Here is a 22,916-nt window from a genome sequence, read left to right as displayed (position 1 = left end):
TCTCTATTCGTCACCAGTTAGGTCAGAGAAAGTTGCCTCTGAATCTGTTTCAGTGTGGCTTGAAGAACTTGATGATGAACGTTCAAGGCTTGATGAGCTTGAACTCATGCGTGTTTCTGTTTGAGAATCATCACTTGATGACGCCTTAGATTCTGAAGATTTTTCAGTACTTGATGATGAACTTTCTTTTTCTTTGTAAACATCAACGTTGAAAGCCCACTTATCACCCTTATAACTTAACTGAATTTGAGCATATTTTGCCTTGATAAGATCTGAGATCTTACTATCCCTGTTAAGAGCGTCATAAATCTTTTCAGCGAGGGCTTTGGCATTGGCTTCTGTTTTAGCACCATCTTTAGGTCCGTTTTCAATGTCTTTAGCCTTTGGCGTTTCACCTTGAAGGTAGAGAGCTGTGCTTTCAGTGTCCTTCTTAGCTGTAGCATTTACACCAGTCTTATCATCTGCATGTAAGAAGAAAGTCCATGCAGGACTACCTGAGTGGTTTTGTTGATATACTTGTTTGAATTCACTTTGAACCTTGTCTTGGAAAGCATCATCAGTCAATTCTTTTTCCTTAGAACTTTCTGTACTTGCTTTACTTTCACTACTGCTCGCTGTTGAGCTTGATGCAGAAGATGATGATCCACTTGTTGAGCTTGATGAAGCATCTTTAGATTCAGATGATGATGAAGAAGAGTCCTTGCCATCTTTAGAATCTTTGGTATCTTTGTCTTTATCGTTATTATTGTTAGTCGTATTATTTGAGAATGAAACGCTATTGTCAGAATTATCTGGAGCGTAAATCACTGTATTTTTAGAATGATCATCAGAAACAAAAGTGCTGTTATTGATAATCACTCGGTTGTTATCACCGTAGTAGTTGTTGATAACAATCTTAGAATGTGCACAACGGTAACCATTACCAGTCACATGATAACCTGCTGGTACATCACCATCACGTTTCAAGATGAGGACATCACCTGCAAAGATAAGATCAATATTCTGAATATTGTTATCGTAGGCTAATTTTTCAATAGAAATTCCAGTCGCTTGAGAGATTCCCCACAAGGTATCTCCCCATTGAATCACGTACTGTTGACCATCTAACTGCTGTGGATTGATATTCTGAGATGTCAAATTATTTGTAATTTGTTCAGGTGTGCTGGCAATCCAGTTTGTAATATCAGCAGCGTGAGCACTCGTTTGATTTTGATAAAAGCTATCTGCTAACACAGATACCGTAGGCATCCCAATAGGTGCTAGTAAAGCACCCAGCATCACGGCTTTACTAACATAATTTTTCTTTTTCATCGTATTTCCTCCTTATATCATACGAAACTTACTTTGCTATTGTACACCCTTTTTATTATATTTGTCAATAAATTCTATAACTTTCTAATCAAAGGTTAATGCTAGTTAACGATTTGTCCTAAAAATAGACAAATCCTAGCTTTATTTATCTGACATTTAATCATTTGTCCTATCTTTAGAGGGTGATTTATGATACAATAATTACGACTATTTTATGGAGGACTAACATGTCAAATCAACACATGGAAGAATTGAACGATCAACAGATTGTCCGTCGTGAAAAAATGGCGGCCTTGGCTGAACAAGGAATCGATCCTTTTGGTAAGCGATTCGAACGCACAGCTACATCTGGTCAATTAAAAGAAAAATACGCTGACAAAACAAAAGAAGAATTGCACGAAATCAACGAAACTGCTACAATCGCAGGTCGTTTGATGACTAAACGTGGCAAAGGTAAAGTTGGCTTCGCCCACATCCAAGACCGCGATGGTCAAATCCAAATCTACGTACGTAAAGATGCTGTCGGTGAAGAAAACTACGACATCTTCAAGAAAGCTGACCTTGGTGACTTCCTCGGCATCGAAGGTGAAGTTATGCGTACAGATATGGGAGAACTTTCTATCAAGGCTACTCATATCACGCACTTGTCTAAAGCCCTTCGCCCATTGCCTGAGAAATTCCACGGACTTTCAGACGTTGAAACCATCTACCGTAAACGCTACCTCGATTTGATTTCTAACCGTGAAAGCTTTGACCGCTTTGTCACACGTTCAAAAATCATTTCTGAAATCCGTCGCTACCTCGATGCTCAAGGTTTCCTTGAAGTCGAAACACCTGTTCTTCACAATGAAGCTGGTGGTGCTGCTGCTAAACCTTTCATCACTCACCACAATGCACAAAACATCGACATGGTACTTCGTATCGCGACTGAGCTCCACCTCAAACGTCTCATTGTTGGTGGTATGGAACGTGTTTACGAAATCGGACGTATCTTCCGTAACGAAGGTATGGATGCCACTCACAACCCTGAGTTCACATCTATCGAAGTTTACCAAGCTTACGCTGACTTCCACGATATCATGAACTTGACTGAAGGTATCATCCAACACGCTGCTAAAGCGGTTAAAGGTGATGGACCTATCAACTACCAAGGAACTGAAATCAAAATCAACGAACCATTCAAACGCATCCACATGGTTGACGCAATCAAGGAAATCACTGGCGTTGACTTCTGGCAAGACATGACTTTGGATGAAGCCAAAGCAATCGCTGCAGAAAAGAATGTTCCAGTTGAAAAACACTACACTGAAGTTGGTCACATCATCAACGCCTTCTTCGAAGAATTCGTTGAAGAAACATTGATTCAACCAACTTTCATTTACGGTCACCCAGTTGCTGTGTCTCCATTGGCTAAGAAAAACCCAGAAGATCCACGCTTCACTGACCGTTTCGAGCTCTTCATCATGACAAAAGAGTACGGAAATGCCTTCACCGAATTGAACGACCCAATCGATCAATTGTCACGTTTCGAAGCACAAGCTGCTGCTAAAGAACTCGGTGACGACGAAGCAACAGGCATCGACTACGACTACGTTGAAGCCCTCGAATACGGTATGCCACCAACAGGTGGACTCGGAATCGGTATCGACCGTCTCTGCATGCTTCTCACTGACACAACAACCATCCGTGATGTCTTGTTGTTCCCAACGATGAAATAAAAAGTGATATCCCATTAGTCAAATAATGGGATATTTTTATATGAGGTATAAACGTGTTCACAAAATTGAAGTCCCTATTTAAGAAAAAATCAAGTGTGCTTGAACAGGCTGATACAAAAATAGAAGAAAGTCAAGTAAACTTTCCCATAGACCGCGCAGATTATTTTTTCGATCATGCACTTGTATTTTATTGTGAAGAAAATAATATACCTTCAGAAAAACTAAGCCAATCAGACATGCTAGAGATTAGTAAAAGAGCTGCTTTTCATCTCAGTATCTTCGTCGCCTGGCTAGCAAAACATGATTTTCTGAATCCCCAAAGTGATGGATTTAACCTTGAGGATGTACAAAAACTCAAGAATGAAACGATTACGGGTACAGACTATCTCTTTAAACATCTTGATGAAAAACTCTATTCAACTGATATCAGTAACACACTCCTTCCCTTCATCTCTTATTTTTATGAAGATTACATGGATTTCTGTTATACAGTCTTGGTTGATGATGTTGCTAGAACTGAATTTGACTGGAAAATCTATCACTTGGTTGAAGATGATATTGACGAGATGTTCAGCCAATATAAAACTCACATCAGATAATATTAAAAACGCTTCCCTCAATCGAGAGAAGCATTTTCTTATTTCCAAAATTTTGCCTTTGATGCTGCGACCCAAGCTGACAAACAAGCAAGGGCTACTACTGCATAGATAGCGTATTGTTTAGCAGGATAAATCCATGCTTTATTTTCTTCATGCCAGCGAGACTTCCAGAGGCCGATGTAATCTCCGGTCATTCCAGGATTTTTAAGGCGCTCCATGTAATTGGCAGGTAGGTTATCAGGCTGATTTATCTGTACGTTAATGATAAAGATAAGCAAAGCAACCACTATGACAACTACGAGTGCCAGGGTAATCTTTTTCTTAGCTGTTAGCTGAAATGTTTTCAATTATTTTTTCTCCCTCATCTATGAAATCATCTACTCTTATAGTTTAGTATAAAAAGTCAATTCTGAAAAGTCCTCTATGATATCAATGTAGGATAAGTCAAAACCTTGCACATCTTCCTCATAGTGTTATAATAAAATTGTCTGTCTTTCTAGAAATAATACACTTTTAGGTAGATACGACTTAGAAAGAGGTGTTTATGATATCTTCAAAAAAGGTTTCCCTTTCTGAGGTAAACCAATCCATAGATACACCAAATAATAATCGTTTTTGGCAAAATCTTAAGGCTTTCTTGGGACCTGGGGCTCTTGTGGCCGTGGGTTACATGGATCCAGGGAACTGGATTACCAGTGTCGTCGGTGGGGCAACCTACAAGTACAGCCTACTCTTTGTCATCTTAATTTCATCTTTAATCGCTATGCAGTTGCAACAAATGGCTGGGAAATTAGGGATTGTGACCCAAATGGACCTAGCTCAAGCGACTGCCTATCACTCGCCCAAATGGTTGCGATACACGCTTTGGGTGATTCTGGAGCTGGCCTTAATGGCGACGGATTTGGCTGAGGTGCTTGGTTCTGCCATTGCTCTTAACCTGCTCTTTGGTATTCCAATTATGGTTGCCATTCTGGTGACAATCCTAGACGTTTTCCTGCTACTGCTCATCATGAAGCTAGGATTCAAAAAAATCGAGGCTATTGTTTCAACCTTGATTTTGACCATCTTGGTTATCTTTGTCTATCTGGTAGCCTTGTCTGAACCTAGTATTACGGGAATCCTAGAGGGTTATCTTCCTACACCAACTCTCTTTGAGCCACATGCTGCTGGACATACCAACCAGTTGACCTTGGCGCTTGGGATTGTGGGTGCGACCGTTATGCCACATAACCTATACTTGCACTCATCCTTGTCACAGACTCGTAAGGTTGACTATTCTGATGGCAAAGACGTGACTAAGGCTGTCCGTTTCATGACCTGGGATTCTAACATCCAGTTGAGTTTGGCCTTTGTGGTTAACTCCCTTCTCTTGATTTTGGGGGCAGCTCTCTTCTTTGGTCATGCTTCTGATATTTCAGCTTTCTCACAGATGTACAATGCTCTTCAGGACTCTAAGATTGCTGGTGCGGTAGCTAGTTCGACACTTTCAACACTCTTTGCCTTGGCGCTCTTGGCTAGTGGTCAAAACTCTACCATTACTGGTACTCTGACTGGCCAAATTGTCATGGAAGGCTTTCTCCACATGAGGTTACCGCAGTGGGTAATTCGTTTATTCACACGTCTCTTCGCCTTGCTACCTGTTATCGTTGTAGCTATTCTCTACGGTGATCAAGAAAAGACTCTGGATCAACTGCTAGTTTATTCACAGGTTTTCCTTTCACTTGCCTTGCCATTCTCTATCTTCCCTTTGATTTACTACACTTCTAAGAAATCACTCATGGGAAAACACGTCAATGCCAAGTGGAATACTTTCCTTGGTTATGCCATCGCTATTGTCCTAACCATTCTCAATCTCAAACTTATCATTGATACGTTTTAAACAAAATAAGGCCAGCGCCATGCTGACCTTGTTTTAGTTTTTGAAGGCGTCAACGAGAACTTGGAATTCTTCATTGCTAAGGGTAATCCCCTTACCCATCTTGGTATGGTCTGGACTCCATGTACGGATGTCATACTTAGCCGGTGCGCCATTAAAGCTCACACGATTGAGTTCCTTAGTCCAGCCCTTGTCATTCTCAGACAAGACCAAGAGTTTTTCTTCAATTTCAAATGAAAATTCTGCCATTTGCTTACCTCCACTAGCTTTATTCGTTTTTTTCTGTGAAAATTGTGTGTTTTAGAAAGAAGTTATCCACAAAATTTCACCTTTCATGCTATAATTATTTTATCAAGAAACGAGGGAAATGACCATGATAAACTTTTTAGAAGCAGTAAAGCATCAGCTTCATCAGTTTGTGGAAACAGGTCACAGCAAACCTGTCCACCTAATGCAAAATCAGCTTATTAACGATATTTATCATGCTATTGATCATAACCAAATGGTCATGCTGACATCCAATCAGAAGACCTATAAGGGCTACATCAACCGTTATGACAGAGAGCGACAAGCCATCTTTATCGAGCAAGATAAGATCATCAGCATGATTGAACTAAAAGAAATCAAACGTCTAAAAAACATATCACAACGAGGTTAAGTTTATCAGTTAACCTCGTTTTATTATAAGGTTGACTATTCCAGAAGTGCTTGTTATAATAAGTTAACTATTAATTTACGAAAGGTTAACTATAAAATGACGCAAAATCGTACACTGTCACTCATACTTCCCGCCTTCGGTGCTGCTATCATTGCCGCACTGGCTCAAATTATTATTCCTATCGGTGCAGTACCCATTACTCTCCAGACCTTCGCTATCGGACTTGTTGCTGCCATCCTTAAGCCAAGAGAGGCTACTCTTGCTGCCACCCTCTACCTTATCCTAGGCGCTATTGGTCTTCCCGTTTTTGCAGGTGGAGGCGGGGGGCTCCAAGCCTTCTTTGGTCCTTCAGCTGGCTATCTGCTTGCCTACCCATTTTTTGCACTTGTCACATCTGCACTGGCTCATGCTAAGACTCCTATCTGGAAGATCTTTTTGGCTTTTGTTTTGGGAGATGCACTTGTCTTTGTTGGTGGTATCCTTAGCCTGCACTTTCTTGGAAAGATGGGATGGTCTGCAGCTGTAGCAGTCGGTTTGACACCCTTTATCATCCCAGATCTTTTAAAAGGTCTGATTGTCGCTTTGGTGACTAAGCCAGTCTTAAAAGCTCTTAAAAATCATAGTTACTTTAACTAAAAAAGATTGAAGACTTTGTTCATGTGAACAGAATCTTCAATCTTTTTATTTTTCAAAATAAATATCATAGTGCTTTGAACAAGCTGGGTTGAAGGCACTGTGACAATTGGGACAAGCTTCTACATCTTGATACTCTTCAATAGTCATCTCATGCCTACAAACGCCACAGATAAGGACCTTGTCCTGCTTCAACTGACAAGGATAAGCTCGAAAGCTATGTTTCTCCAAGATATCATGACACTGATAACAGGCATAATACTTCTGGCACTCGAAGCATTTTAGGGCAACAATATCTAGTGGGGAATGGTAGTGCTGACATCTACTCTGGTCATCTACCAGGAGCCCATTGATTTGACTTGTCATTAGGCACGAACAGTTTTGCTTGAACCGTCTTTTTGGTAAAGGTTAATTAAACCTTCTTTAGTTGAACGAATCATGTCACCAGGTTTAACTTCTTGTGGCACTGTAATTGTAAGAAGTTCCATTGGGTTTGGTGCACGGTCAATCTTGTTACCATTGGCATCGTGAAGGTCTTTGATATCACACTCAAAATGACGGAAGCCTGGTCCGTAGAATTCAACGTGGTCACCTTCGAGGATAACGTTACGTTGACGAATCGTAGCTGTCATAGTTTCTGGATCAAAGTCTACGACTTCACCAACGAATTTGTATTGTGGAATCTTACGACGAGCACCAAAGAGTTGTTCGTTTTCTGTTGGTGTCTTGTAGTAGAAACCTGTTGCCAATTCACGTTGGGCAACTTTCCAGAGTTCGTTAATCAAATCGTCTTTGATGGCATAAAAGGCTTCTGCACTTTCCATGTAAGCATCACAAGCAGCCTTGTAACAGTTGGCAACTGTTGATACGTAGTGGACAGATTTCATACGACCTTCGATTTTAAGGCTGTCAACACCATTGTCGATAAGGTCAGGAATATTTTCAATCATACACATGTCAACGGCTGACATTGAGTATTCTTCAGGAACTTCACCGTGGATACTCTTTCGCTCTTGGCCGAATGGCATGTCGTAAAGGTCATATTTCCAACGGCATGACTGTGAACAACCACCACGGTTGGCATCGCGGTCTGACATGTGGTTAGAAAGGGTACAGCGACCTGAGTATGAGATACACATAGCACCATGGACAAAGGCCTCAATTTCAAGATCCGTACGTTTACGGATTTCAGCCAATTCTTCCATAGTTACCTCACGTGCCAAAACAACACGGGTCAAGCCATACTGTTTCCAAAAATGGAAGGTTTCAACGTTGGTCGCAGATGCTTGCGTTGACAAGTGGATGTTAAGTCCTGGAGCGTAGGTTGAACAGATTTCAATCAAGGCTGGGTCAGATACGATAACAGCATCGAGTCCCATATCACGCAACTCGCGGAACCATTCACCAGCACCTTTTTCATTTCCTTCATGGGTAACCATGTTTGAAGCAACGTGCACATCAACGCCACGTGCATGAGCATATTCGATACCTTCACGAAGCTCATCCATGGTGAAGTTTCCGGCACGGCTACGCAAACCATAGGCTTGTCCACCAACGAAAACAGCATCTGCGCCGTAATTTACAGCGACTTTCAATTTTTCCAAAGTCCCAGCAGGTACCAGAACCTCTGGGCGTTTTTTAGTTGTAGTCATAATTTCTCCAATTTGCAAGATTGTCGATTTTAGTTTTTAGAAGGCTCCTTCGTTCCCTGAAAATGGAAAACTCACAAACGAAGGAGGAAGTGTTTTTATTTTACACGGTCAGGTTCATAATCGTAGAAACCTGTGTCCAAACCACGGTTGGCTGGGTGTAATTTATAAATAGCCTCATCAAAGAGAAAGGCTTGGTCTTGTGAAAATTCGCCAGCCTCGATGAGGTCACGAGCCTTCACAAAATACTCAGTGATTTTTACAAAGTTTTCGCCTGGGCAATAAACACCATCCAACTTCCAGTGGTCAAAACCATGTTCAACGAGTTCTGAAAGTTTAGTCATCATATCCAAGTCATTGTTGGCAAAGATATGTGTCCCGTGCATATCCTCATAAACTGAGTAGTGAGAATCTGGATCTCCTGGCTCAGAAAGGAAGAGGTCACGTTCTTTGGTAACAGCTTCATCCGTTTTGATAAAGTTGTAGTAATTTTGAAGAAGTGGGCGTTTTGAGTGGTGAATGATACTTGCACCATAAACCAAAACCTCAGCTGGAATCTGAAGATTTTCAGCCATGATGAATAGTTCCGCAGATGGAATCTCACGAGCCAAAACCGCTTCAGATGCTCCTGCCTGTTTGCCCCAGAAATTAATCTGACGGCTAGAGGTTACCATAGTTGAAGCATCATAAATCATTTTGAAGGGACGTTTGTCACGGTTACAGATGTAGAAAACTCCTGCATCACCAACCGTGATATAATCTGCCTTGATTTCTTCAAGAAAATCAAGATAGTCTGGAAGAGCATCCATCATACCTTGGTGCATGAGGGCGTTAACGGCAACAGTCAATTCCTTGCCTGACTCATGTACCAGCTCTGCAATCTTTCGCATTTCTGCGAATGAAAAAGGCTTAGGCAAACGAAGGCCAAAGGCTTTTTCGCCGATATAAATACGATCTACGCCAAGTTCTAGGAGCTCACGTGCTTGCTCATAGCTCTCAGCAGTCGCTGTAATTACAATTTTTTCCATAACTCACATTATAGCACAAATGATTTGATTTTTTTAGAATTTTTAGGTTCAAAACTATGTATCTCAATATTTTAAATTAGTTTTTAAATACTATAATTTTCACAAAAATCAAAAAAAACTTTGCAATATAAATTTTTTATGGTATTATTAATGAGATTCTAAATAGTGAAATACTGACTAAGTATTTTAACCTACACGAAAAAGTGATTTAGATATTTTATATAGAAAGGAGGCAGACATGGCTGACAACTTACACCGTCAATTTGATCACATCGAAGATTTCGAGACTGAGCGTCTTCAAACGACGAATTACCAAGATTATCAAGGTTTAAATAGTAATAGTATTAAGCTACAAGATATGATTTTCTTTGGACGTATCTCAAGCTTCTGTGTTTCAACAGTCCTAGTTGCCTTCCTTTTCTTGGTAGCACAAGTGGCTACCTTCTGGGCCTTCTTCTGGGCAATTACCATCAGCGTCATTGGTCAGATAGGCATTTATGTCCTAATCGAATATTATAAAGCACAAAAACGCTGACTTTCGAGTCAACGTTTTTTTCGTACTAAAAAAAGCCTCAAGGGCTTTCTTTTTTATTTTGCTTCTGCTGCTTCTTCAGAGATGTCTTTGATATCAATCACGATGTCATCAACGATAGCTTTTGTTTCTGCTTCAACATCTGCTTGCTCAGGAGTTACTTGAGCAGTTTTCTCTTTGATAAGTTCAAAGCTCTCTTTTGCAAAGTCAGCAACTTGAGCTGTTTTTTCTTGGACAGCTTTTGTCAAATCATCCGCAGTGATGTCGCCATTTTCAAATTTTGTTTTATAGTCTTGGAAAGTATCGACTGCCAAATCTTTGTAGTCGCTAGCTTTTTCCACCACTTGATTTTGATAAGCTTTAGGATCTTCTTTGAATGAAGCGATTTCTTCATCAATACGTGCTTTAACAGCTTTACCTTTTTCAGTTGTAAAGAAGTAAGCTGCTGCAGCTCCAGAAGCTGCACCAATGATTAGGGTGTTTAAAAATTTACTCATGAAAAGACCTCCTTATTTTTTCTTGTCTTTTTTACCAAATAGTTTTGAAGCAACCTTACCGATAGCAAAGGCTGAACCTGCCTTACCGACACTTGCTCCTGCTGCACTTGCTTTAGCACCGAGGTAACGAGCTTCAGTATTCAAGTCAGAGACACTTTCTGAAAGCTCAGCTACTGCTACGAAGAGAGGATCGATTGTTTGAACTTTTTCATTAACATCTTCAACCAAGACGTTTGCCTTAGCCAAGATTTCATTTGTTTGATGAAGGGTTACATTGATATCTGTACGAAGCACAGCAACTGTTTCTTCAACTTCTTTAACCACATGACGGGTACGAAGTAGAGTAGGGATTAATGCAATGAGGAACGCAGCAAGTGCGATTGCGATAATAAGAAATGCAATTTCTGCCATAGTTTAGGACTCCTTTGACCTTTTTAAAAGGTCGCTACAAGAAAACTGAAGTAGAACCTCCAGTTTCCAGTGACCTTTGTTATGATAATTTTCATTATATTATAACAAAGTCTGAGCTATATGACTAGTTTTTCATTTTATAATCTGCCTCTGGGCGTTGCTTTCGTAAATAGAGCAAGGTAGCACCTAAGATGATAATGACGATGCTGACCCATTGAGAAACACGCAAGCCAGCAAACATGAGGCTATCTGTACGCATGCCTTCAATGACAAAACGTCCAAGACCATACCAGATAAGGTAAAATGAGGTCACATCTCCTTGACGCAGTTTCTTATTAAAGCGTCTTAGTCCTAGGATAATGATAAATCCGACCAAGTTCCAGAGACTTTCGTAAAGAAAGGTCGGTACACGATAACTACCATCAATATACATCTGCTGGCGAATAAATTCTGGAACATAATTCAGATGACTAACTGCTCTTCCGTAGGCCTCCTGGTTAATAAAGTTTCCCCAGCGACCGATACTCTGAGCAATCATTACGCCCGGTGCTGCGATATCTAGAAAATCCAAGACAGCAATGGCATGACGTTTAGAAAACCAATAGAGGACAGCTGCTCCAGCAATCAAGCCACCATAGATGGCAATTCCACCATTCCAAATTGCAAAAATTTCCGAAGGATTTTGACTGTAGTAAGACCACTGGAAAATCACATAGTAGAGCCTAGCACCGACAATGGCTATCGGAAAGGCCAGAAGAATAAAATCTAGGATGTTTTCAGGGTCGATTCCCTTTTCGGGAGCCCAACGCTGAGCCAGGTAAACGGCAAGTAAGAGACCAGATACGATACAGATGGCATACCAATGAATACTAATGGGGCCAAGTCTTAGAGCAATAGGATCAATAGTAGCTAACATTAGTCTTCACCATTCTTACTAATGAGGTTGGTCAAACGCTCCTCAAAGGTTTTGGTTGCATCAAATCCCATTTGCTTAGCACGGTAGTTCATGGCTGCAGCTTCGATAACGACTGATACGTTACGGCCTGTCTTAACAGGGATGCGGACACGTGGAATCTTAACGCCTTGCAATTCAATTTCTTCGTTCCCATTTCCAAGACGATCAAAGACCTTACCGTCTTCAAAATTTTCAAGATAGATGCCCAACTGAACTTGAGAAGAATTACGGACAGCACTAGCTCCGTAGAGACTCATGACATCAATGATACCAACCCCACGAATTTCAAGAAGATGGCGAAGAATTTCTGCAGGTTCTCCCCAGAGAGTTTCCTCATCTTTAGCATAGATATCTACACGGTCATCAGCAACTAGACGGTGCCCACGTTTCACCAACTCGAGCGCTGTCTCACTCTTACCGATTCCAGAGTCTCCTTGGATAAGAACACCCATGCCGTAGATATCTACCAAAACACCGTGGACACTAGTTCGTTCAGCTAATTGTGAGTTAAGATACCAAGACATGTCCCCTGAAAGTGACGATGTGCCGTTTCGTCCTTGAAGAACTGCTACGCCATTTTCCTTAGCAGCTCGAAGCATCTCTTCCGGAATATTAAGACCACGCGCCACGATAACAGCTGGAGTTTCTGCTTTAAACATATTAGTAAAAACAGAATATCGGTTATTCTCAGTCATGGTTTTAAGGTAAGACCACTCCTTCATCCCAACCAACTGCAATCGTTCCGGTGAATAATAGTCAAAATAACCTGTCATTTCTAAACCAGGACGAGAGATATCAGCAGTTGTTATCGGTTTTGCCAAAAGCTCCTTATTCCCATAGACAACCTTGAGTTTAAGCCTGTCAACCAACATTTTAACGGTTACTGTCATGTTATTTCCTCCGATTATTTACTAGTTTCATTGTATCATAAAAAGGTTTTCAATGCGGTTCTCAAAGCAAAAAAGACCTATGACTAGCACTAAGGCCAATCACAGGTCAATGTCTATTTACAGTTACTTACCAATTCCACTCATCTTCGACAGGTTCAGCATTTTTACGTTTGCGTCCATCCTTGAGTTTGATTTCAGGATAAATATCTTCTTTGTAAGGAAGAAGAAAGGCTAAAACCAAGTATAGGAAGATTCCAAACTGCGTTGAAACCATGAGAATGATAGCCAAGATACGAGCCAGAGCTAGGTCCCAGCCAAACTTATCTGCCAAACCTGCAATAACACCGGCGACGAGTCTATTTTTTCGTGTCTTATAAAAACGATTTGACATGGTCTTCTTCTCCCATCATTTCTTTGATTTAATTATATGATTTTTTTAGACTAAAAAAATCAGCCCTAGGACTGATTTAGAAAAATGAGCTTTCCTCGACACAAACCGCAGCCAAATTTCCGTGTATTGACACGGCGTCTGCGACGGTAAATACGACCACAGGATTGGCACTGATAGAGGTAGTAGTTCTCCTCCTGACCTTGCATCTTTGGAGCGTATCTAAGGCCATCGACCTTGGCTAGTAAGTCCTTGAAATCTCTATCCGCATGCTTGTAGCCCTTCCCTTGAAAATAAAGGTGGTAATGACAGAGTTCGTGGCGGACGATTTTTCGAAAGGTTTCAAGTCCGTGTTCCTCATAGAGTTTTGGGTTAAAATCTAAATGACCATCCTTGGGAAAGAACCGACCTCCAGTGGTTCGGAGACGCTTGTTCCACAAGGCTTGATGCTTAAATTCCCAACCAAAATCTTCTATAGAAACAGTCTTAACATAATCAGTTAGATTCACGCGGATTCACCAAGGAGAGATTAAGTTTTTCATGCTCTAAGTCAACTTTTGATACCCACACGGTAACCAAGTCCCCAACAGAGACAACCTGACTTGGGTGGTTAACGAAGCTCTTACTCATCTCTGAGATGTGGATAAGACCATCCTCATGGACACCGATATCCACAAAGGCACCAAAGTCCACAACGTTACGGACCGTTCCTTCAAGTTTTTGTCCTACTGACAAATCTTTGAGTTCAAGAACATCCTGGCGAAGCACAGGTGCTTCAAAATCATCACGGAGGTCACGGCCTGGTTTCAAAAGGTCAGCAATGATATCTTTGAGGGTTTCCTGTCCAAGTCCCAGCTCTTCTGCTGTTTCTTTAAGATTAAGGGCCTTCAATTTTGCCTTGGCAGAGTCGTCCAAGTCTGTGATAGCCAACTTCTTGAAGAGGGCTTTTACCGCTGGGTAAGACTCTGGGTGGACCCCTGTATTATCCAAGATATTCTTGGCATTTGGAATACGAAGGAAACCTGCAGCTTGTTCGAAGGCTTTAGCACCAAGACGTGGGACTTTTTTGATTTCAGCACGTGATGCAATCTCACCATTCTCCTCACGGTAGGCGACGATATTTTCAGAGATAGTCTTGTTGAGTCCTGACACGTGTGACAAGAGGGTACTACTTGCCGTATTGACATTAACACCAACTTGGTTAACCACGGTATCGACGACGAAATCAAGATTTTCAGAGAGTTTCTTCTGACTAACATCATGCTGGTATTGGCCTACTCCGATTGATTTAGGGTCAATCTTAACCAACTCAGCCAATGGGTCTTGAAGACGACGGGCAATGGAAATGGCAGAGCGTTTTTCGACCGTCAAGTCTGGGAACTCATGTCGAGCCAACTCTGATGCAGAGTAGACAGAGGCACCACTTTCATTGACAATAACATAAGAAGTCTCTGGAAAATCCTTGAGGACTTCTGCCACAAAAGCTTCACTTTCACGACTGGCTGTTCCATTACCAATAGCGATAATCTCAATGGCATGCTTTTTAATGAGGTCAGCCAAGTCTTTCTTAGCTTGGGCAATCTTAGCCTGACTGGCTGGAGCCACTGGATAGATAACTTGCGTTGTAATGAGCTTACCAGTTTGGTCAACTACGGCCAACTTAGCCCCTGTACGAAAGGCTGGGTCAAAACCGAGTACCATCTTACCTTTAAGTGGTGAAACTAAAAGAAGGCTTCGAAGGTTTTGAGAGAAAAGTTGAATTGCACCATCTTCTGCCGCTTCAGTCAACTCGCTACGGATACGTCGCTCCATAGCTGGAATGATTTTCTTCTTGAGAGATTGGTTGATGACTTCCTCAATATAGTCATTTTTTTGTTTGAAACGGGCACTGTAGAAACGGTGCATTTTCTCAAGATTGTGTTTAAAGGCTACTTTAATAACGCCTAGTTTTTCCCCACGGTTAAGGGCTAAGGTACGGTAACCTTGAAGTTTAGAAACCTTATCCTCAAAATCATAGTAGATTTTGAAAGTTTCTTTTTCATCCAGTGATTGATCCTTAAGGGTTGAAGTGATGTCACTATTGTTCCAGATTTCGTTGTAGGTCCAAGAGCGCAAGCTATTGTCCTCAGAAAAGGCCTCAACCAAAATATCCACAGCACCCGCAAGAGCCTTGTCAGCTGTTGGAAAGGCTTCAGATGTCAGCTTTTCAGCTTCAGCCTTGAGGTTAGGACTATTTTGCAAGATAAGACGAGCCAAGGGGAAAAGACCTGCTTCACGGGCAACCGTCGCCTTGGTGCGGCGTTTTTCCTTATAGGGAAGGTAGAGTTCTTCCACGTCTGCCAACTTTTCAGCTGCTTCAATGGCTGCCTTGAGTTGATCAGTCAATTTGCCCTGAGCCTCAATCTTGGCAAGAACTGTTTCCTTACGGTCTTGAAGAGCAGTCAAGGACTTGTCCATATCAATGATGGCCTTGATTTGCGTTTCATCCAGATTGCCTGTTTTTTCCTTACGGTAACGGGCGATAAAGGGGATGGTATTGCCTTCTGCAGTCAATTCCAAAACAGTTTCAACTTGTTGTTTTTTTAGGCCCAATTCCTGAGCCAATGTCTCTAAATTACGATTTTCCATAAGTTCTATTATACCACGAGAGGAGATTTGCTTGGTCAGAAAACCTTGTAGCTGAAGCGAGAATTTTTAAGCAAGAGGTAGTATAATAGAAAAGTAAACCTATTGTTAGGGGCTATTTCTTTCGGAAAATAGATGCATCCTCCTAGAAGCAGAGCTTCTTCGTCTGATGCCCTCTTTTCTGTCAGAAATAACGCCCTTAGTATCTTTTGTAACTGAACTCGGGCTATTTCTTTCGGAAAATAGATGCATCTTCCTAGAAGTAGAGCTTCTTCGTCTGATGCCCTAATTTTCTGTCAGAAATAACGCCCTTAGTATCTTAATTAACTCGGAGGCTTTTTATGGCAGTTATTCAGAAAAAAACAAATGAACTTGAAAGCATGATGGCATCTTTTGCGGCTATCCCTGATTTTGAAAAGGCGGGAACTGATCCTAAGAAGGACAAACGTCTTCAAGAAGATAAGAAGAAATAATTTTTATGGCTATTTTTCATCAACTACCAGATAGCGTTTTGCAGCTTCTGGCAGTTTTTCTATCGATTATTATCGAAGCCCTGCCCTTTGTTTTACTGGGAAGTATCCTATCTGGCTTTATCGAGGTCTTTGTGACTCCTGAAAAGGTCCAAAACTTCCTTCCTAAAAACAAGGTCCTGGCTATCCTCTTTGGAACCCTGATTGGTTTTATTTTCCCTTCTTGTGAGTGTGGGATTGTTCCTATTATCACGCGCTTTTTAGAGAAAAAAGTGCCTAGCTACACGGCTATTCCTTTCATGGCAACTGCCCCTATCATTAATCCAGTTGTTCTCTTTGCGACATACACGGCCTTTGGGAACTCTTGGTACTACGTGCTTTTACGTTTCGTCGGGGCTTTCTTGATTGCCATGATTTTGGGAATCTTGCTGGGCTTTGTGGTGGATGACCAGATTCTCAAGGACAATCGTAAGGCTAGTCATGTTCACGACTATAGTGGTTTGTCAGCTGGTAAGAAAGTCTTTCAAGCCCTGGTTCATGCGGTTGACGAGTTCTTTGACACTGGGCGTTACTTGATTTTCGGAAGCTTGGTGGCAGCAAGTATGCAGACCTACCTACCGACCCGTATCCTCACGACCATCGGTCATAATTCAGTGACAGCCATCCTGATCATGATGCTCCTGGCCTTCATCCTCTCCCTTTGTTCAGAGGCCGATGCCTTTATCGGGGCTTCGCTGCTCTCTAGTTTCGGAGTGGCACCAACGGTTGCCTTTCTCATCATTGGTCCTATGGTTGATATCAAGAACTTGATTATGATGAAACACCAATTTAAAACACGCTTTGTTGGTCTCTTCGTAGGAACCGCAAGTCTGGTGACAATCATTTACTGTCTGTTATTGGGGGTGATTTAATGTTACGTTTTCTCATCTTATCTGGGTACTTTGAGCTCGTCATGTACTTGCAAGTTTCTGGCAAGCTCAACCAGTACATTAACATCCACTACTCCTACTTGGCCTACATTTCCATGGTGCTTTCCTTTATCCTTGCTGTGGTTCAACTCATCGTTTGGATGAAGCAGATGAAGGTTCACTCGCATTTGTCAGGTCGAGTAGCCAAGGTAGCCAGCATCGTTCTCTTGGCCTTTCCAGTCCTCACGGGGCTCTTGGTTCCAACAGTAACCTTGGATGCCAATACCGTATCAGCTAAGGGCTATCATTTCCCACTGGCGGCAGGGAGCGATCCTAATCAGGCCGACCAAGAGGGAACGACTATTCAGTACTTGAAGCCGGACACCAGCTCCTACTTCACCTCCTCAGCTTATGAGAAGGAAATGACCAGAGAGCTCGCCAAGTACAAGGGACGTGAGACCATCCAGATTACCACGGAAAATTACATGGAAGTCATGGAGCTCATCTACCTCTATCCTAACGATTTTGTGGGCAAGAAGGTCACCTATACCGGTTTTGTCTACAATGACCCACAAACCAAGGGTTATCAGTTCATCTTCCGTTTCGGAATTATCCACTGTATCGCCGATTCAGGTGTTTACGGACTGGCAACGACAGGAAGTGACCAAACCTTCAAGGACAATACTTGGGTGAAAGTCACTGGTACCATCACTGTGGATTATTATCAAAATCTCAAACAGAGCCTGCCTATCCTTAATTTGACTGAGGTCAAAGAGGTCGGACAGCCTGACAATCCTTATGTATATCGTGTATTTTAAAAAGCCAAGTTCAGTTGAACTGGCTTTTTCTTCTTGTATTAAAAACATTTGTCTAGGTTTCTTGTGCTAGTGCTGCTGCTTTTTCAAGGGCTTGATCGGTCGACTCGCAGATATGGTCTGGTCCAATAGTTAGGATAAAGCCTGATTTTTCAAGCACTCGGTAGGGTTGTGGATTGACGTGAGAAAGAAGCAAGGTCATGCCACGTTTTTGACAAATGGCCAGAGTTTCCTCAAGGGCATCTAGGCCTGAGATATCCATGGCTGGAACGTTTCGCATGCGTAGGATGAGAACATTCTTAGTTTCATCATTAATCACATTCAAGAAGTTATTGGCTGCACCAAAGAAGAGGGCACCAAAAACTTCATAGACGACAGTATTTTTTGGAACTTGTTTCAAGTCGCTATCTTCGGACAAAACTGGATCATCCAGATTCTCCTTGTCCACCCACTGACGGATTTGAGCCACGTCAGACATGCGTTTGAGAAAAAGGAAGGCTGCTAGGACCATACCAAATTCGATGGCAACTACTAGGTCAAAGAAAACGGTTAAGACAAAGGTCACTAGCAGAACCGCCACATCACTCTTAGGGGCACGTTTGATCATACGACCAACTGTACGCCAACCGCTCATGTTATACCCGACAATCATAAGGATTGAGGCTAGACAGGTCATGGGAATCAATGAGGCGTAAGGCATGAGGAAGAGTAAAATCAGAAGCAAGGTGAAGGCATGAACCATACCTGCTACTGGTGTTCGGCCACCATTTTTGACGTTGGCTGCGGTACGGGCAATAGCTCCCGTTGCCGGAATCCCACCAAAGAAGGCTGACATGATATTCCCAACACCTTGGCCGACCAATTCTGCATTAGAACGGTGATTACCACCAATCATGCCATCTGAAACCACACAAGAAAGGAGCGATTCGATAGCTGCTAGTATGGCAATGGTGAAGGCTGGCGAAATCATTTGACGAATCAAAGAAAATGATAGGTCAGGAACCGTGAAACTTGGAAGTCCCGCCTTGATGGTGTAAAGGTCACCAATGGTTTTGACGGGGAGATGACCAAAAGCAACGATAGCTGTGGTCACAAAGATAGCAACCAGAGAACCCGGAATTTTCTGAGAAAGGCGTGGCCAAAAGATTTGAATGAGCAGGGCCAAAATACCGATAGCTAGGGTCGCCCAACTAATACTCGAAAGATACTCTCCATAGGCAATCATCTTTTCCAGAAACTCAGCTGGCACGGACTTCATCTCAAGGCCTAGAAAATCCTTAATCTGTCCAGACACAATCCCAACGGCAATCCCCAAGGTAAAGCCCAGTGTGATGGTTTTGGGAATGAATTTAATCAGGTCGCCAAAACGCAGGAGCCCCATGATAATAAGCATGAGTCCCGCCATGAGCGTGGCAACAGTCAGACCCGCCATGCCATACTGGGCGATGATGCCATAGATGATGACAACGAAGGCTGCGGTAGGTCCACCGATCTGAACTCGGCTACCTCCTAAAAAGGAAATAAAAAAGCCTGCAACCACTGCTGTGTAAAGACCTTGTTCGGGATTAACACCAGAGGCAATCGCTAGGGCAATCGACAAGGGCAGGGCAATGATAGCCACGATAACTCCTGCAATCAGGTCCTTGATGAACTGTCCCTTGGAATAATCCTTGATAGTGGTGAAAAATTTGGGTGTGATATATTTTAAAGCGTCCATTTGTTCCTCCTAACTATTATCCTAAAACTCTTTGACTTAACTCTTTTTGCAATGAGTGTCAGACGCTTATCATTTTTACAGTCTAATGATAGCACAGGACCCCCCCATTTTCTAGGGGATTGGGAGATGTAAACGTATTATTTCAAGAATTTTTTAACTTTCTTAGTTTAGAAGTGAAGGCATCAAAAAACAAGTCCAGACTATGGACTTGTTTTGACTTATCATGGATTGATAGATTCCTCTTAAATTACCAACTGGTTGGCAAGGAAATCGGAATGTTAAGCTTGACCTTCATCTTGCTGTTGGTTACAGTGGCTTGCTCAATTTCGTAGCCGATTTCAGGAAGCTTGAGCTGAATTTGGTTGTTAACCATGCGAACACCACTGCTTGACTGGGCAATACTCTTCTTGAGGTAAGGCAGAACCAGTGATTTTGGAACTGGAAGGCGACCCAGGTGGGCACCTGCCAAATCTAGTAGGATGACTTCCTTGTTAGTGCTGACCGTAAAATCAAGGCTAAATGTTGATCCGATAGGCCCAAGAGATACGGGAACCTTAGCTGTTAGATAGGAATCATTCAACTCTACGCTACTGTTTTGCAAGGTCTCGTCATTAGAATCAGCCATGCTTGCTTTTAGGATTTGACGAAACTGATTACTGTCAAGATTAATCTCAGTTGAAACCCCGCCTGATGAAAGGGACGCCCCACCAATACCAGCCTGGGCTAAATCAGCAAGGGATGTTTGTGTTGATACATTTTTTAATTGGTCCTGACTGTCGATCTTGTCCGGAATAAGTAGAGCCGCCACTGCAAAAAAGAGCACAATGACGAGGACAATGAGTCGTTTAAACCATTTCCACATAGGGATACCTCATTTCAATTTTTCACTTTTGACGTCTATTGTACTGTAATCAAGGGAAAAAAGCGAGTAAGAACTGGAAATTCTCTCATATTTTCTTAATGCAGGAGATATGGCTCCAGAACTTCAAAGACTTTTAAGTAAGCATTGGCATAAAGGTGGACGCCGTCATAGGTGTGCTCAGCCTTCTGCTCTTTCCTATCATTGACCAAATCAGCATTACAATTAATGAAGTGGCAGCCATAGGTTTTGGCGATTTCCTCAAGAGCCTGGTTGCAACGGTCAAGATTTTCAGGTGTCCGCAGTTTCATCCACTGAATTGAAGCCTTGGTCTGCCAAGGCAGATGAAGATTGGCTGGATAAAAAGCCATCAGGTAAATCTTGGTATGGGGCAAAATAGCAAGTGTTTGCTCCAGAATTTGACTAATATTTGCTGTCAGATGTTGGAACCACTGATTTCCATAAGGCTCCTCGGTCATGTCATTGGTACCGATATTGATGAAAACCTTACTCGGTTGCAAATCCAAAAGTAGAGGATGGATATGCTGGAGAAATTCATCCGTATTCAAACCGCTGATACCTCGATTGTAGATGATGTCGTCGATACTTCTACTCCTAGCGATTTCACAAATGGGAAAAAGCTCCATGAGAGAGGAGCCCGTGAAGAGCGTCTCTCCCTTGATAGCGACCTCATTTAGGTACTGATAGTTTTTAAGTTTGATATCTTTTAATTCATCCATGATAACTTTCTTCTATATAATTTTATCTAAATGAGGGAGAAGGCAAAGAGCAACCCTACAACCGTATTGGCCAAGGCGTGGATAAAGACACTTGGAAGAATGGACCCACTTGCTTTTTTCTCATTGATAGCACCAAAAACGTAAGCTATGAGACTGATAAAGACCAAAATGGCAAAAGCCTTAAGGTAACCAGTTAGTTGCATAAACATAAGTGCATGGATGAGACCAAATAAGAGAGACTGAACCAGATTTGCTCCTAGAAATCCTAGTTTTCCTTGCATCCTTTTTAATAGAAAACCTCTAAAGAAGATTTCTTCTGGCAAGGCAGTCCCTAAGATAGCATAGGCTAGAATAGCAGGAAGAGCTCCAATTCCCTTTCCAGAAAAATCTGCTGTGGCCGTTTGGCTAGAGTCAAACCAACTAAAGACCACAATCGAAAAAAGAAGAAAAAGTAGACTAATACCCAAAATGGTCAGTAATAATTGCCTCTTCTTCTGACTCTCAACTTTCTTCAACCCAATCCAGTCAAAGAAACCGACCTTTTTCCTGCTCCAAATTAACCAAGTGATAAAAGGAATGACAGAGACTATGAGCAGTTCCATAATACCGCTCATCAGTTTAGACATAAATAGGGTCATGAGTTTGTCCTCCATTTCTAATCAAAAGACAGCTTCGTTCTTTTGAAAACGATTACCTTTACACCTTGATTATACTACTTTTAGGGGAAGAGAAAGCTCATTCTCACCAATCTTGCCAGGTTTCTTTGGCACGAATCACACGGTCTTGCTTATAGTCAATATGGTAAACACGCCAACCACCAATCCAATCGTCCTTCAGCTTGTACTCAACACTTCCTTGAAGATCACTCCCCTTGCCTAAGAGTTTCTCAACTTCTTTTCTCGTCATGCCCTCAAGCTGATACTGCCGGTGAAAACTCCACATGAATTTATGGCGCATGTGATCTGGAGTACGAGCCCATTTTTCAGGCGTAAAAACTCGGTCACGAGGGACAATGATTGCAAAATGAACCAGACAAATGATTTCGATAATTAAGCAAAAGCCTTTTCGCCGTTTTCGTCTGGTTTCTGGGGTAAGGTAGGCCATAGGATTACCTTACTTTCTCTTGTTTCCAATGGTCGTCCAAAATCACTGAGTGCTCTTTCGAAAAGCGAATAAGGATATCTCTGGCAACTTGTTGAGATACACGTGCGACATTGGTCAATTCTAATCCTAGCTCAGGTGTGTCATGTTCCAAGCGATACTTGTCATCCTCGGATTCAACAAAGATAAAGCTCATTGACTTTTTATCTCCATATGTAAGATAGAGACTATCGTAGGATACTGGAAGTTGCACCAAGGCATCCCAGATATCACTGTCACTTGGGTTTGTAATCGTCGCATAGTCTACCTGATCAGCTGTCGAAATACGCATGACAAGGCCTTCTGCTGCTTTCTTTTTAGGTGCAAGCCACTTAAACAAATGCATCGTTTTCCTCCTTTAGATGATGATTCCTTTTTGCTTGAGATTGTCCAGACATTCCTGTAAATAGGCAGCATCATGCTCTGGGTAAATGATGACTGGTAGTTTCTCCACTTCAAACTTATCGTAGGCTGGCATCTGCTTGCCTCGATACTCC

The 22,916-nt window shown here is 42.0% G+C and carries 29 protein-coding genes and 1 pseudogene; 10 read left to right on the top strand and 20 right to left on the bottom strand.

Annotated features, from left to right (window positions below; translation table 11 throughout):
• Window positions 1-3: 3 nt before the first annotated feature.
• Entirely contained in the window at window positions 4-1,311 is a 1,308-nt protein-coding gene (locus AX662_RS02710; RefSeq protein WP_060971555.1) for a LysM peptidoglycan-binding domain-containing protein, read from the bottom strand.
• 227 nt (window positions 1,312-1,538) lie between these two features.
• On the opposite strand from AX662_RS02710, the gene lysS reads away from it, so the two are divergent.
• Window positions 1,539-3,029 carry a lysine--tRNA ligase gene (gene lysS / locus AX662_RS02705; protein ID WP_060971554.1) on the top strand — a complete coding sequence of 497 codons (1,491 nt, stop codon included), beginning with the start codon at window positions 1,539-1,541 and terminating at the stop codon, window positions 3,027-3,029.
• A 53-nt stretch (window positions 3,030-3,082) separates the two neighbouring features.
• Window positions 3,083-3,628, top strand: coding sequence for a DUF7832 domain-containing protein (locus AX662_RS02700; RefSeq protein ID WP_060971553.1), 546 nt, complete (start codon window positions 3,083-3,085; stop codon window positions 3,626-3,628).
• A 38-nt stretch (window positions 3,629-3,666) separates the two neighbouring features.
• Here the strand turns inward: AX662_RS02700 and AX662_RS02695 are convergent, their stop codons facing one another.
• On the bottom strand, window positions 3,667-3,975 hold the full coding sequence (locus AX662_RS02695) for a hypothetical protein (RefSeq protein WP_045768909.1): 309 nt from the start codon (window positions 3,973-3,975) through the stop codon (window positions 3,667-3,669).
• Window positions 3,976-4,172: 197 nt separating this feature from the next.
• Between AX662_RS02695 and AX662_RS02690 the strand changes: the two genes are divergently transcribed.
• Window positions 4,173-5,507, top strand: coding sequence for an Nramp family divalent metal transporter (locus AX662_RS02690; RefSeq protein WP_060971552.1), 1,335 nt, complete (start codon window positions 4,173-4,175; stop codon window positions 5,505-5,507).
• 33 nt (window positions 5,508-5,540) lie between these two features.
• Here AX662_RS02690 and AX662_RS02685 read toward each other — a convergent pair whose 3' ends face one another.
• Window positions 5,541-5,753 carry a YdbC family protein gene (locus tag AX662_RS02685; protein ID WP_002886106.1) on the bottom strand — a complete coding sequence of 71 codons (213 nt, stop codon included), beginning with the start codon at window positions 5,751-5,753 and terminating at the stop codon, window positions 5,541-5,543.
• A 124-nt stretch (window positions 5,754-5,877) separates the two neighbouring features.
• Between AX662_RS02685 and AX662_RS02680 the strand changes: the two genes are divergently transcribed.
• Both AX662_RS02680 and AX662_RS02675 read left to right on the top strand, forming a co-directional pair.
• The gene (locus AX662_RS02680) at window positions 5,878-6,162 is read left to right on the top strand and encodes a hypothetical protein (protein WP_060971551.1); all 285 of its coding nucleotides are present in this window, start codon (window positions 5,878-5,880) and stop codon (window positions 6,160-6,162) included.
• Window positions 6,163-6,258: 96 nt separating this feature from the next.
• The gene (locus AX662_RS02675) at window positions 6,259-6,798 is read left to right on the top strand and encodes a biotin transporter BioY (RefSeq protein ID WP_060971550.1); all 540 of its coding nucleotides are present in this window, start codon (window positions 6,259-6,261) and stop codon (window positions 6,796-6,798) included.
• 45 nt (window positions 6,799-6,843) lie between these two features.
• Here AX662_RS02675 and AX662_RS10275 read toward each other — a convergent pair whose 3' ends face one another.
• The 3 genes from AX662_RS10275 to AX662_RS02665 all read right to left on the bottom strand — a co-directional run bounded on the left by AX662_RS10275 (window position 6,844) and on the right by AX662_RS02665 (window position 9,472).
• Complete coding sequence (locus tag AX662_RS10275; protein WP_082757388.1) at window positions 6,844-7,161, bottom strand: CHY zinc finger protein; 318 nt, start codon at window positions 7,159-7,161, stop codon at window positions 6,844-6,846.
• Window positions 7,161-8,447: a peptidase U32 family protein gene (locus AX662_RS02670; RefSeq protein ID WP_038675705.1), complete on the bottom strand. Its 1,287-nt coding sequence runs from the start codon at window positions 8,445-8,447 to the stop codon at window positions 7,161-7,163. The genes AX662_RS10275 and AX662_RS02670 overlap by 1 nt, the downstream gene beginning before the upstream one ends.
• Before the next feature lie 95 nt (window positions 8,448-8,542).
• Window positions 8,543-9,472 carry a peptidase U32 family protein gene (locus tag AX662_RS02665; RefSeq protein ID WP_060971549.1) on the bottom strand — a complete coding sequence of 310 codons (930 nt, stop codon included), beginning with the start codon at window positions 9,470-9,472 and terminating at the stop codon, window positions 8,543-8,545.
• Between the two features lie 238 nt (window positions 9,473-9,710).
• On the opposite strand from AX662_RS02665, the gene AX662_RS02660 reads away from it, so the two are divergent.
• A complete protein-coding gene (locus AX662_RS02660; protein ID WP_060971548.1) occupies window positions 9,711-10,007 on the top strand; it encodes a DUF3270 domain-containing protein in 297 nt (98 codons plus the stop codon).
• A 53-nt stretch (window positions 10,008-10,060) separates the two neighbouring features.
• Here AX662_RS02660 and AX662_RS02655 read toward each other — a convergent pair whose 3' ends face one another.
• The 7 genes from AX662_RS02655 to AX662_RS02625 form a co-directional block, all read right to left on the bottom strand.
• The gene (locus AX662_RS02655) at window positions 10,061-10,501 is read right to left on the bottom strand and encodes a YtxH domain-containing protein (RefSeq protein ID WP_002885903.1); all 441 of its coding nucleotides are present in this window, start codon (window positions 10,499-10,501) and stop codon (window positions 10,061-10,063) included.
• A 12-nt stretch (window positions 10,502-10,513) separates the two neighbouring features.
• Complete coding sequence (locus AX662_RS02650) at window positions 10,514-10,912, bottom strand: DUF948 domain-containing protein (RefSeq protein ID WP_002885965.1); 399 nt, start codon at window positions 10,910-10,912, stop codon at window positions 10,514-10,516.
• A gap of 124 nt (window positions 10,913-11,036) precedes the next feature.
• Window positions 11,037-11,828, bottom strand: coding sequence for a prolipoprotein diacylglyceryl transferase (gene lgt, locus AX662_RS02645; RefSeq protein WP_022495937.1), 792 nt, complete (start codon window positions 11,826-11,828; stop codon window positions 11,037-11,039).
• Window positions 11,828-12,757 carry an HPr(Ser) kinase/phosphatase gene (gene hprK / locus AX662_RS02640; protein ID WP_022495938.1) on the bottom strand — a complete coding sequence of 310 codons (930 nt, stop codon included), beginning with the start codon at window positions 12,755-12,757 and terminating at the stop codon, window positions 11,828-11,830. The genes lgt and hprK overlap by 1 nt, the downstream gene beginning before the upstream one ends.
• Window positions 12,758-12,884: 127 nt before the next feature.
• Window positions 12,885-13,148: a PspC domain-containing protein gene (locus AX662_RS02635; RefSeq protein ID WP_022495939.1), complete on the bottom strand. Its 264-nt coding sequence runs from the start codon at window positions 13,146-13,148 to the stop codon at window positions 12,885-12,887.
• Window positions 13,149-13,213: 65 nt separating this feature from the next.
• Window positions 13,214-13,654, bottom strand: a complete 441-nt coding sequence (locus tag AX662_RS02630; RefSeq protein WP_060971547.1) for a SprT family protein — start codon at window positions 13,652-13,654, stop codon at window positions 13,214-13,216.
• The gene (locus AX662_RS02625) at window positions 13,641-15,773 is read right to left on the bottom strand and encodes a Tex family protein (RefSeq protein ID WP_048674381.1); all 2,133 of its coding nucleotides are present in this window, start codon (window positions 15,771-15,773) and stop codon (window positions 13,641-13,643) included. Before AX662_RS02625 ends, AX662_RS02630 begins: the two co-directional genes overlap by 14 nt.
• A gap of 338 nt (window positions 15,774-16,111) precedes the next feature.
• On the opposite strand from AX662_RS02625, the gene AX662_RS11050 reads away from it, so the two are divergent.
• Genes AX662_RS11050 through AX662_RS02615 form a run of 3 tightly spaced genes read left to right on the top strand, consistent with a single transcriptional unit; the run spans window position 16,112 to window position 17,966 of the window.
• Window positions 16,112-16,243 carry an SPJ_0845 family protein gene (locus AX662_RS11050; RefSeq protein WP_002885949.1) on the top strand — a complete coding sequence of 44 codons (132 nt, stop codon included), beginning with the start codon at window positions 16,112-16,114 and terminating at the stop codon, window positions 16,241-16,243.
• Window positions 16,244-16,248: 5 nt separating this feature from the next.
• Entirely contained in the window at window positions 16,249-17,151 is a 903-nt protein-coding gene (locus AX662_RS02620) for a permease (protein ID WP_013990843.1), read from the top strand.
• Window positions 17,151-17,966 (top strand): TIGR03943 family putative permease subunit, encoded by an 816-nt coding sequence (locus AX662_RS02615; protein ID WP_003093491.1) that lies wholly within the window; start codon window positions 17,151-17,153, stop codon window positions 17,964-17,966. Before AX662_RS02620 ends, AX662_RS02615 begins: the two co-directional genes overlap by 1 nt.
• A 52-nt stretch (window positions 17,967-18,018) precedes the next feature.
• On the opposite strand, the gene AX662_RS02610 is transcribed toward AX662_RS02615, so the two are convergent.
• The 3 genes from AX662_RS02610 to AX662_RS02600 all read right to left on the bottom strand — a co-directional run bounded on the left by AX662_RS02610 (window position 18,019) and on the right by AX662_RS02600 (window position 21,108).
• The gene (locus AX662_RS02610; protein WP_037603918.1) at window positions 18,019-19,680 is read right to left on the bottom strand and encodes a SulP family inorganic anion transporter; all 1,662 of its coding nucleotides are present in this window, start codon (window positions 19,678-19,680) and stop codon (window positions 18,019-18,021) included.
• A 247-nt stretch (window positions 19,681-19,927) separates the two neighbouring features.
• Window positions 19,928-20,542 (bottom strand): hypothetical protein, encoded by a 615-nt coding sequence (locus AX662_RS02605; protein WP_022495941.1) that lies wholly within the window; start codon window positions 20,540-20,542, stop codon window positions 19,928-19,930.
• A 95-nt stretch (window positions 20,543-20,637) separates the two neighbouring features.
• Window positions 20,638-21,108 (bottom strand): GDSL-type esterase/lipase family protein, encoded by a 471-nt coding sequence (locus tag AX662_RS02600; RefSeq protein WP_231728408.1) that lies wholly within the window; start codon window positions 21,106-21,108, stop codon window positions 20,638-20,640.
• On the opposite strand from AX662_RS02600, the gene AX662_RS10915 reads away from it, so the two are divergent.
• Window positions 21,082-21,237, top strand: coding sequence for a hypothetical protein (locus AX662_RS10915; RefSeq protein ID WP_231728407.1), 156 nt, complete (start codon window positions 21,082-21,084; stop codon window positions 21,235-21,237). The two genes, AX662_RS02600 and AX662_RS10915, sit on opposite strands and share 27 nt — an antisense overlap.
• A gap of 68 nt (window positions 21,238-21,305) precedes the next feature.
• Here the strand turns inward: AX662_RS10915 and AX662_RS02595 are convergent, their stop codons facing one another.
• The 4 genes and pseudogenes from AX662_RS02595 to AX662_RS11110 form a co-directional block, all read right to left on the bottom strand.
• Complete coding sequence (locus AX662_RS02595; protein WP_060971545.1) at window positions 21,306-21,917, bottom strand: CPBP family intramembrane glutamic endopeptidase; 612 nt, start codon at window positions 21,915-21,917, stop codon at window positions 21,306-21,308.
• Between the two features lie 103 nt (window positions 21,918-22,020).
• Window positions 22,021-22,383: a hypothetical protein gene (locus AX662_RS02590; RefSeq protein WP_060971544.1), complete on the bottom strand. Its 363-nt coding sequence runs from the start codon at window positions 22,381-22,383 to the stop codon at window positions 22,021-22,023.
• A gap of 4 nt (window positions 22,384-22,387) precedes the next feature.
• Window positions 22,388-22,765, bottom strand: a complete 378-nt coding sequence (locus AX662_RS02585) for a hypothetical protein (protein ID WP_060971543.1) — start codon at window positions 22,763-22,765, stop codon at window positions 22,388-22,390.
• A 12-nt stretch (window positions 22,766-22,777) separates the two neighbouring features.
• A pseudogene (locus AX662_RS11110) lies at window positions 22,778-22,916 on the bottom strand (TIGR02328 family protein); the annotation flags it as partial.

Source organism: Streptococcus sp. CCH5-D3 (genome assembly GCF_001556435.1).
In the GTDB taxonomy this organism is placed as follows: Bacteria; Bacillota; Bacilli; order Lactobacillales; family Streptococcaceae; genus Streptococcus.
This window is presented reverse-complemented; position numbering and strand designations above follow the sequence as displayed.

What these genes read in the sequence shown, in the direction of transcription:
- AX662_RS02710 (WP_060971555.1), bottom strand. Translation starts at nt 1,311, where the DNA reads ATGAAAAAGAAAAATTATGTTAGTAAAGCCGTGATGCTGGGTGCTTTA.
- lysS (WP_060971554.1), top strand. Translation starts at nt 1,539, where the DNA reads ATGTCAAATCAACACATGGAAGAATTGAACGATCAACAGATTGTCCGT.
- AX662_RS02690 (WP_060971552.1), top strand. Translation starts at nt 4,173, where the DNA reads ATGATATCTTCAAAAAAGGTTTCCCTTTCTGAGGTAAACCAATCCATA.
- AX662_RS02685 (WP_002886106.1), bottom strand. Translation starts at nt 5,753, where the DNA reads ATGGCAGAATTTTCATTTGAAATTGAAGAAAAACTCTTGGTCTTGTCT.
- AX662_RS02680 (WP_060971551.1), top strand. Translation starts at nt 5,878, where the DNA reads ATGATAAACTTTTTAGAAGCAGTAAAGCATCAGCTTCATCAGTTTGTG.
- AX662_RS02675 (WP_060971550.1), top strand. Translation starts at nt 6,259, where the DNA reads ATGACGCAAAATCGTACACTGTCACTCATACTTCCCGCCTTCGGTGCT.
- AX662_RS10275 (WP_082757388.1), bottom strand. Translation starts at nt 7,161, where the DNA reads ATGACAAGTCAAATCAATGGGCTCCTGGTAGATGACCAGAGTAGATGT.
- AX662_RS02670 (WP_038675705.1), bottom strand. Translation starts at nt 8,447, where the DNA reads ATGACTACAACTAAAAAACGCCCAGAGGTTCTGGTACCTGCTGGGACT.
- AX662_RS02665 (WP_060971549.1), bottom strand. Translation starts at nt 9,472, where the DNA reads ATGGAAAAAATTGTAATTACAGCGACTGCTGAGAGCTATGAGCAAGCA.
- AX662_RS02660 (WP_060971548.1), top strand. Translation starts at nt 9,711, where the DNA reads ATGGCTGACAACTTACACCGTCAATTTGATCACATCGAAGATTTCGAG.
- AX662_RS02655 (WP_002885903.1), bottom strand. Translation starts at nt 10,501, where the DNA reads ATGAGTAAATTTTTAAACACCCTAATCATTGGTGCAGCTTCTGGAGCT.
- AX662_RS02650 (WP_002885965.1), bottom strand. Translation starts at nt 10,912, where the DNA reads ATGGCAGAAATTGCATTTCTTATTATCGCAATCGCACTTGCTGCGTTC.
- lgt (WP_022495937.1), bottom strand. Translation starts at nt 11,828, where the DNA reads ATGTTAGCTACTATTGATCCTATTGCTCTAAGACTTGGCCCCATTAGT.
- hprK (WP_022495938.1), bottom strand. Translation starts at nt 12,757, where the DNA reads ATGACAGTAACCGTTAAAATGTTGGTTGACAGGCTTAAACTCAAGGTT.
- AX662_RS02635 (WP_022495939.1), bottom strand. Translation starts at nt 13,148, where the DNA reads ATGTCAAATCGTTTTTATAAGACACGAAAAAATAGACTCGTCGCCGGT.
- AX662_RS02625 (WP_048674381.1), bottom strand. Translation starts at nt 15,773, where the DNA reads ATGGAAAATCGTAATTTAGAGACATTGGCTCAGGAATTGGGCCTAAAA.
- AX662_RS11050 (WP_002885949.1), top strand. Translation starts at nt 16,112, where the DNA reads ATGGCAGTTATTCAGAAAAAAACAAATGAACTTGAAAGCATGATGGCA.
- AX662_RS02620 (WP_013990843.1), top strand. Translation starts at nt 16,249, where the DNA reads ATGGCTATTTTTCATCAACTACCAGATAGCGTTTTGCAGCTTCTGGCA.
- AX662_RS02615 (WP_003093491.1), top strand. Translation starts at nt 17,151, where the DNA reads ATGTTACGTTTTCTCATCTTATCTGGGTACTTTGAGCTCGTCATGTAC.
- AX662_RS02610 (WP_037603918.1), bottom strand. Translation starts at nt 19,680, where the DNA reads ATGGACGCTTTAAAATATATCACACCCAAATTTTTCACCACTATCAAG.
- AX662_RS02605 (WP_022495941.1), bottom strand. Translation starts at nt 20,542, where the DNA reads ATGTGGAAATGGTTTAAACGACTCATTGTCCTCGTCATTGTGCTCTTT.
- AX662_RS10915 (WP_231728407.1), top strand. Translation starts at nt 21,082, where the DNA reads ATGCTGGAGAAATTCATCCGTATTCAAACCGCTGATACCTCGATTGTA.
- AX662_RS02595 (WP_060971545.1), bottom strand. Translation starts at nt 21,917, where the DNA reads ATGACCCTATTTATGTCTAAACTGATGAGCGGTATTATGGAACTGCTC.
- AX662_RS02590 (WP_060971544.1), bottom strand. Translation starts at nt 22,383, where the DNA reads ATGGCCTACCTTACCCCAGAAACCAGACGAAAACGGCGAAAAGGCTTT.
- AX662_RS02585 (WP_060971543.1), bottom strand. Translation starts at nt 22,765, where the DNA reads ATGCATTTGTTTAAGTGGCTTGCACCTAAAAAGAAAGCAGCAGAAGGC.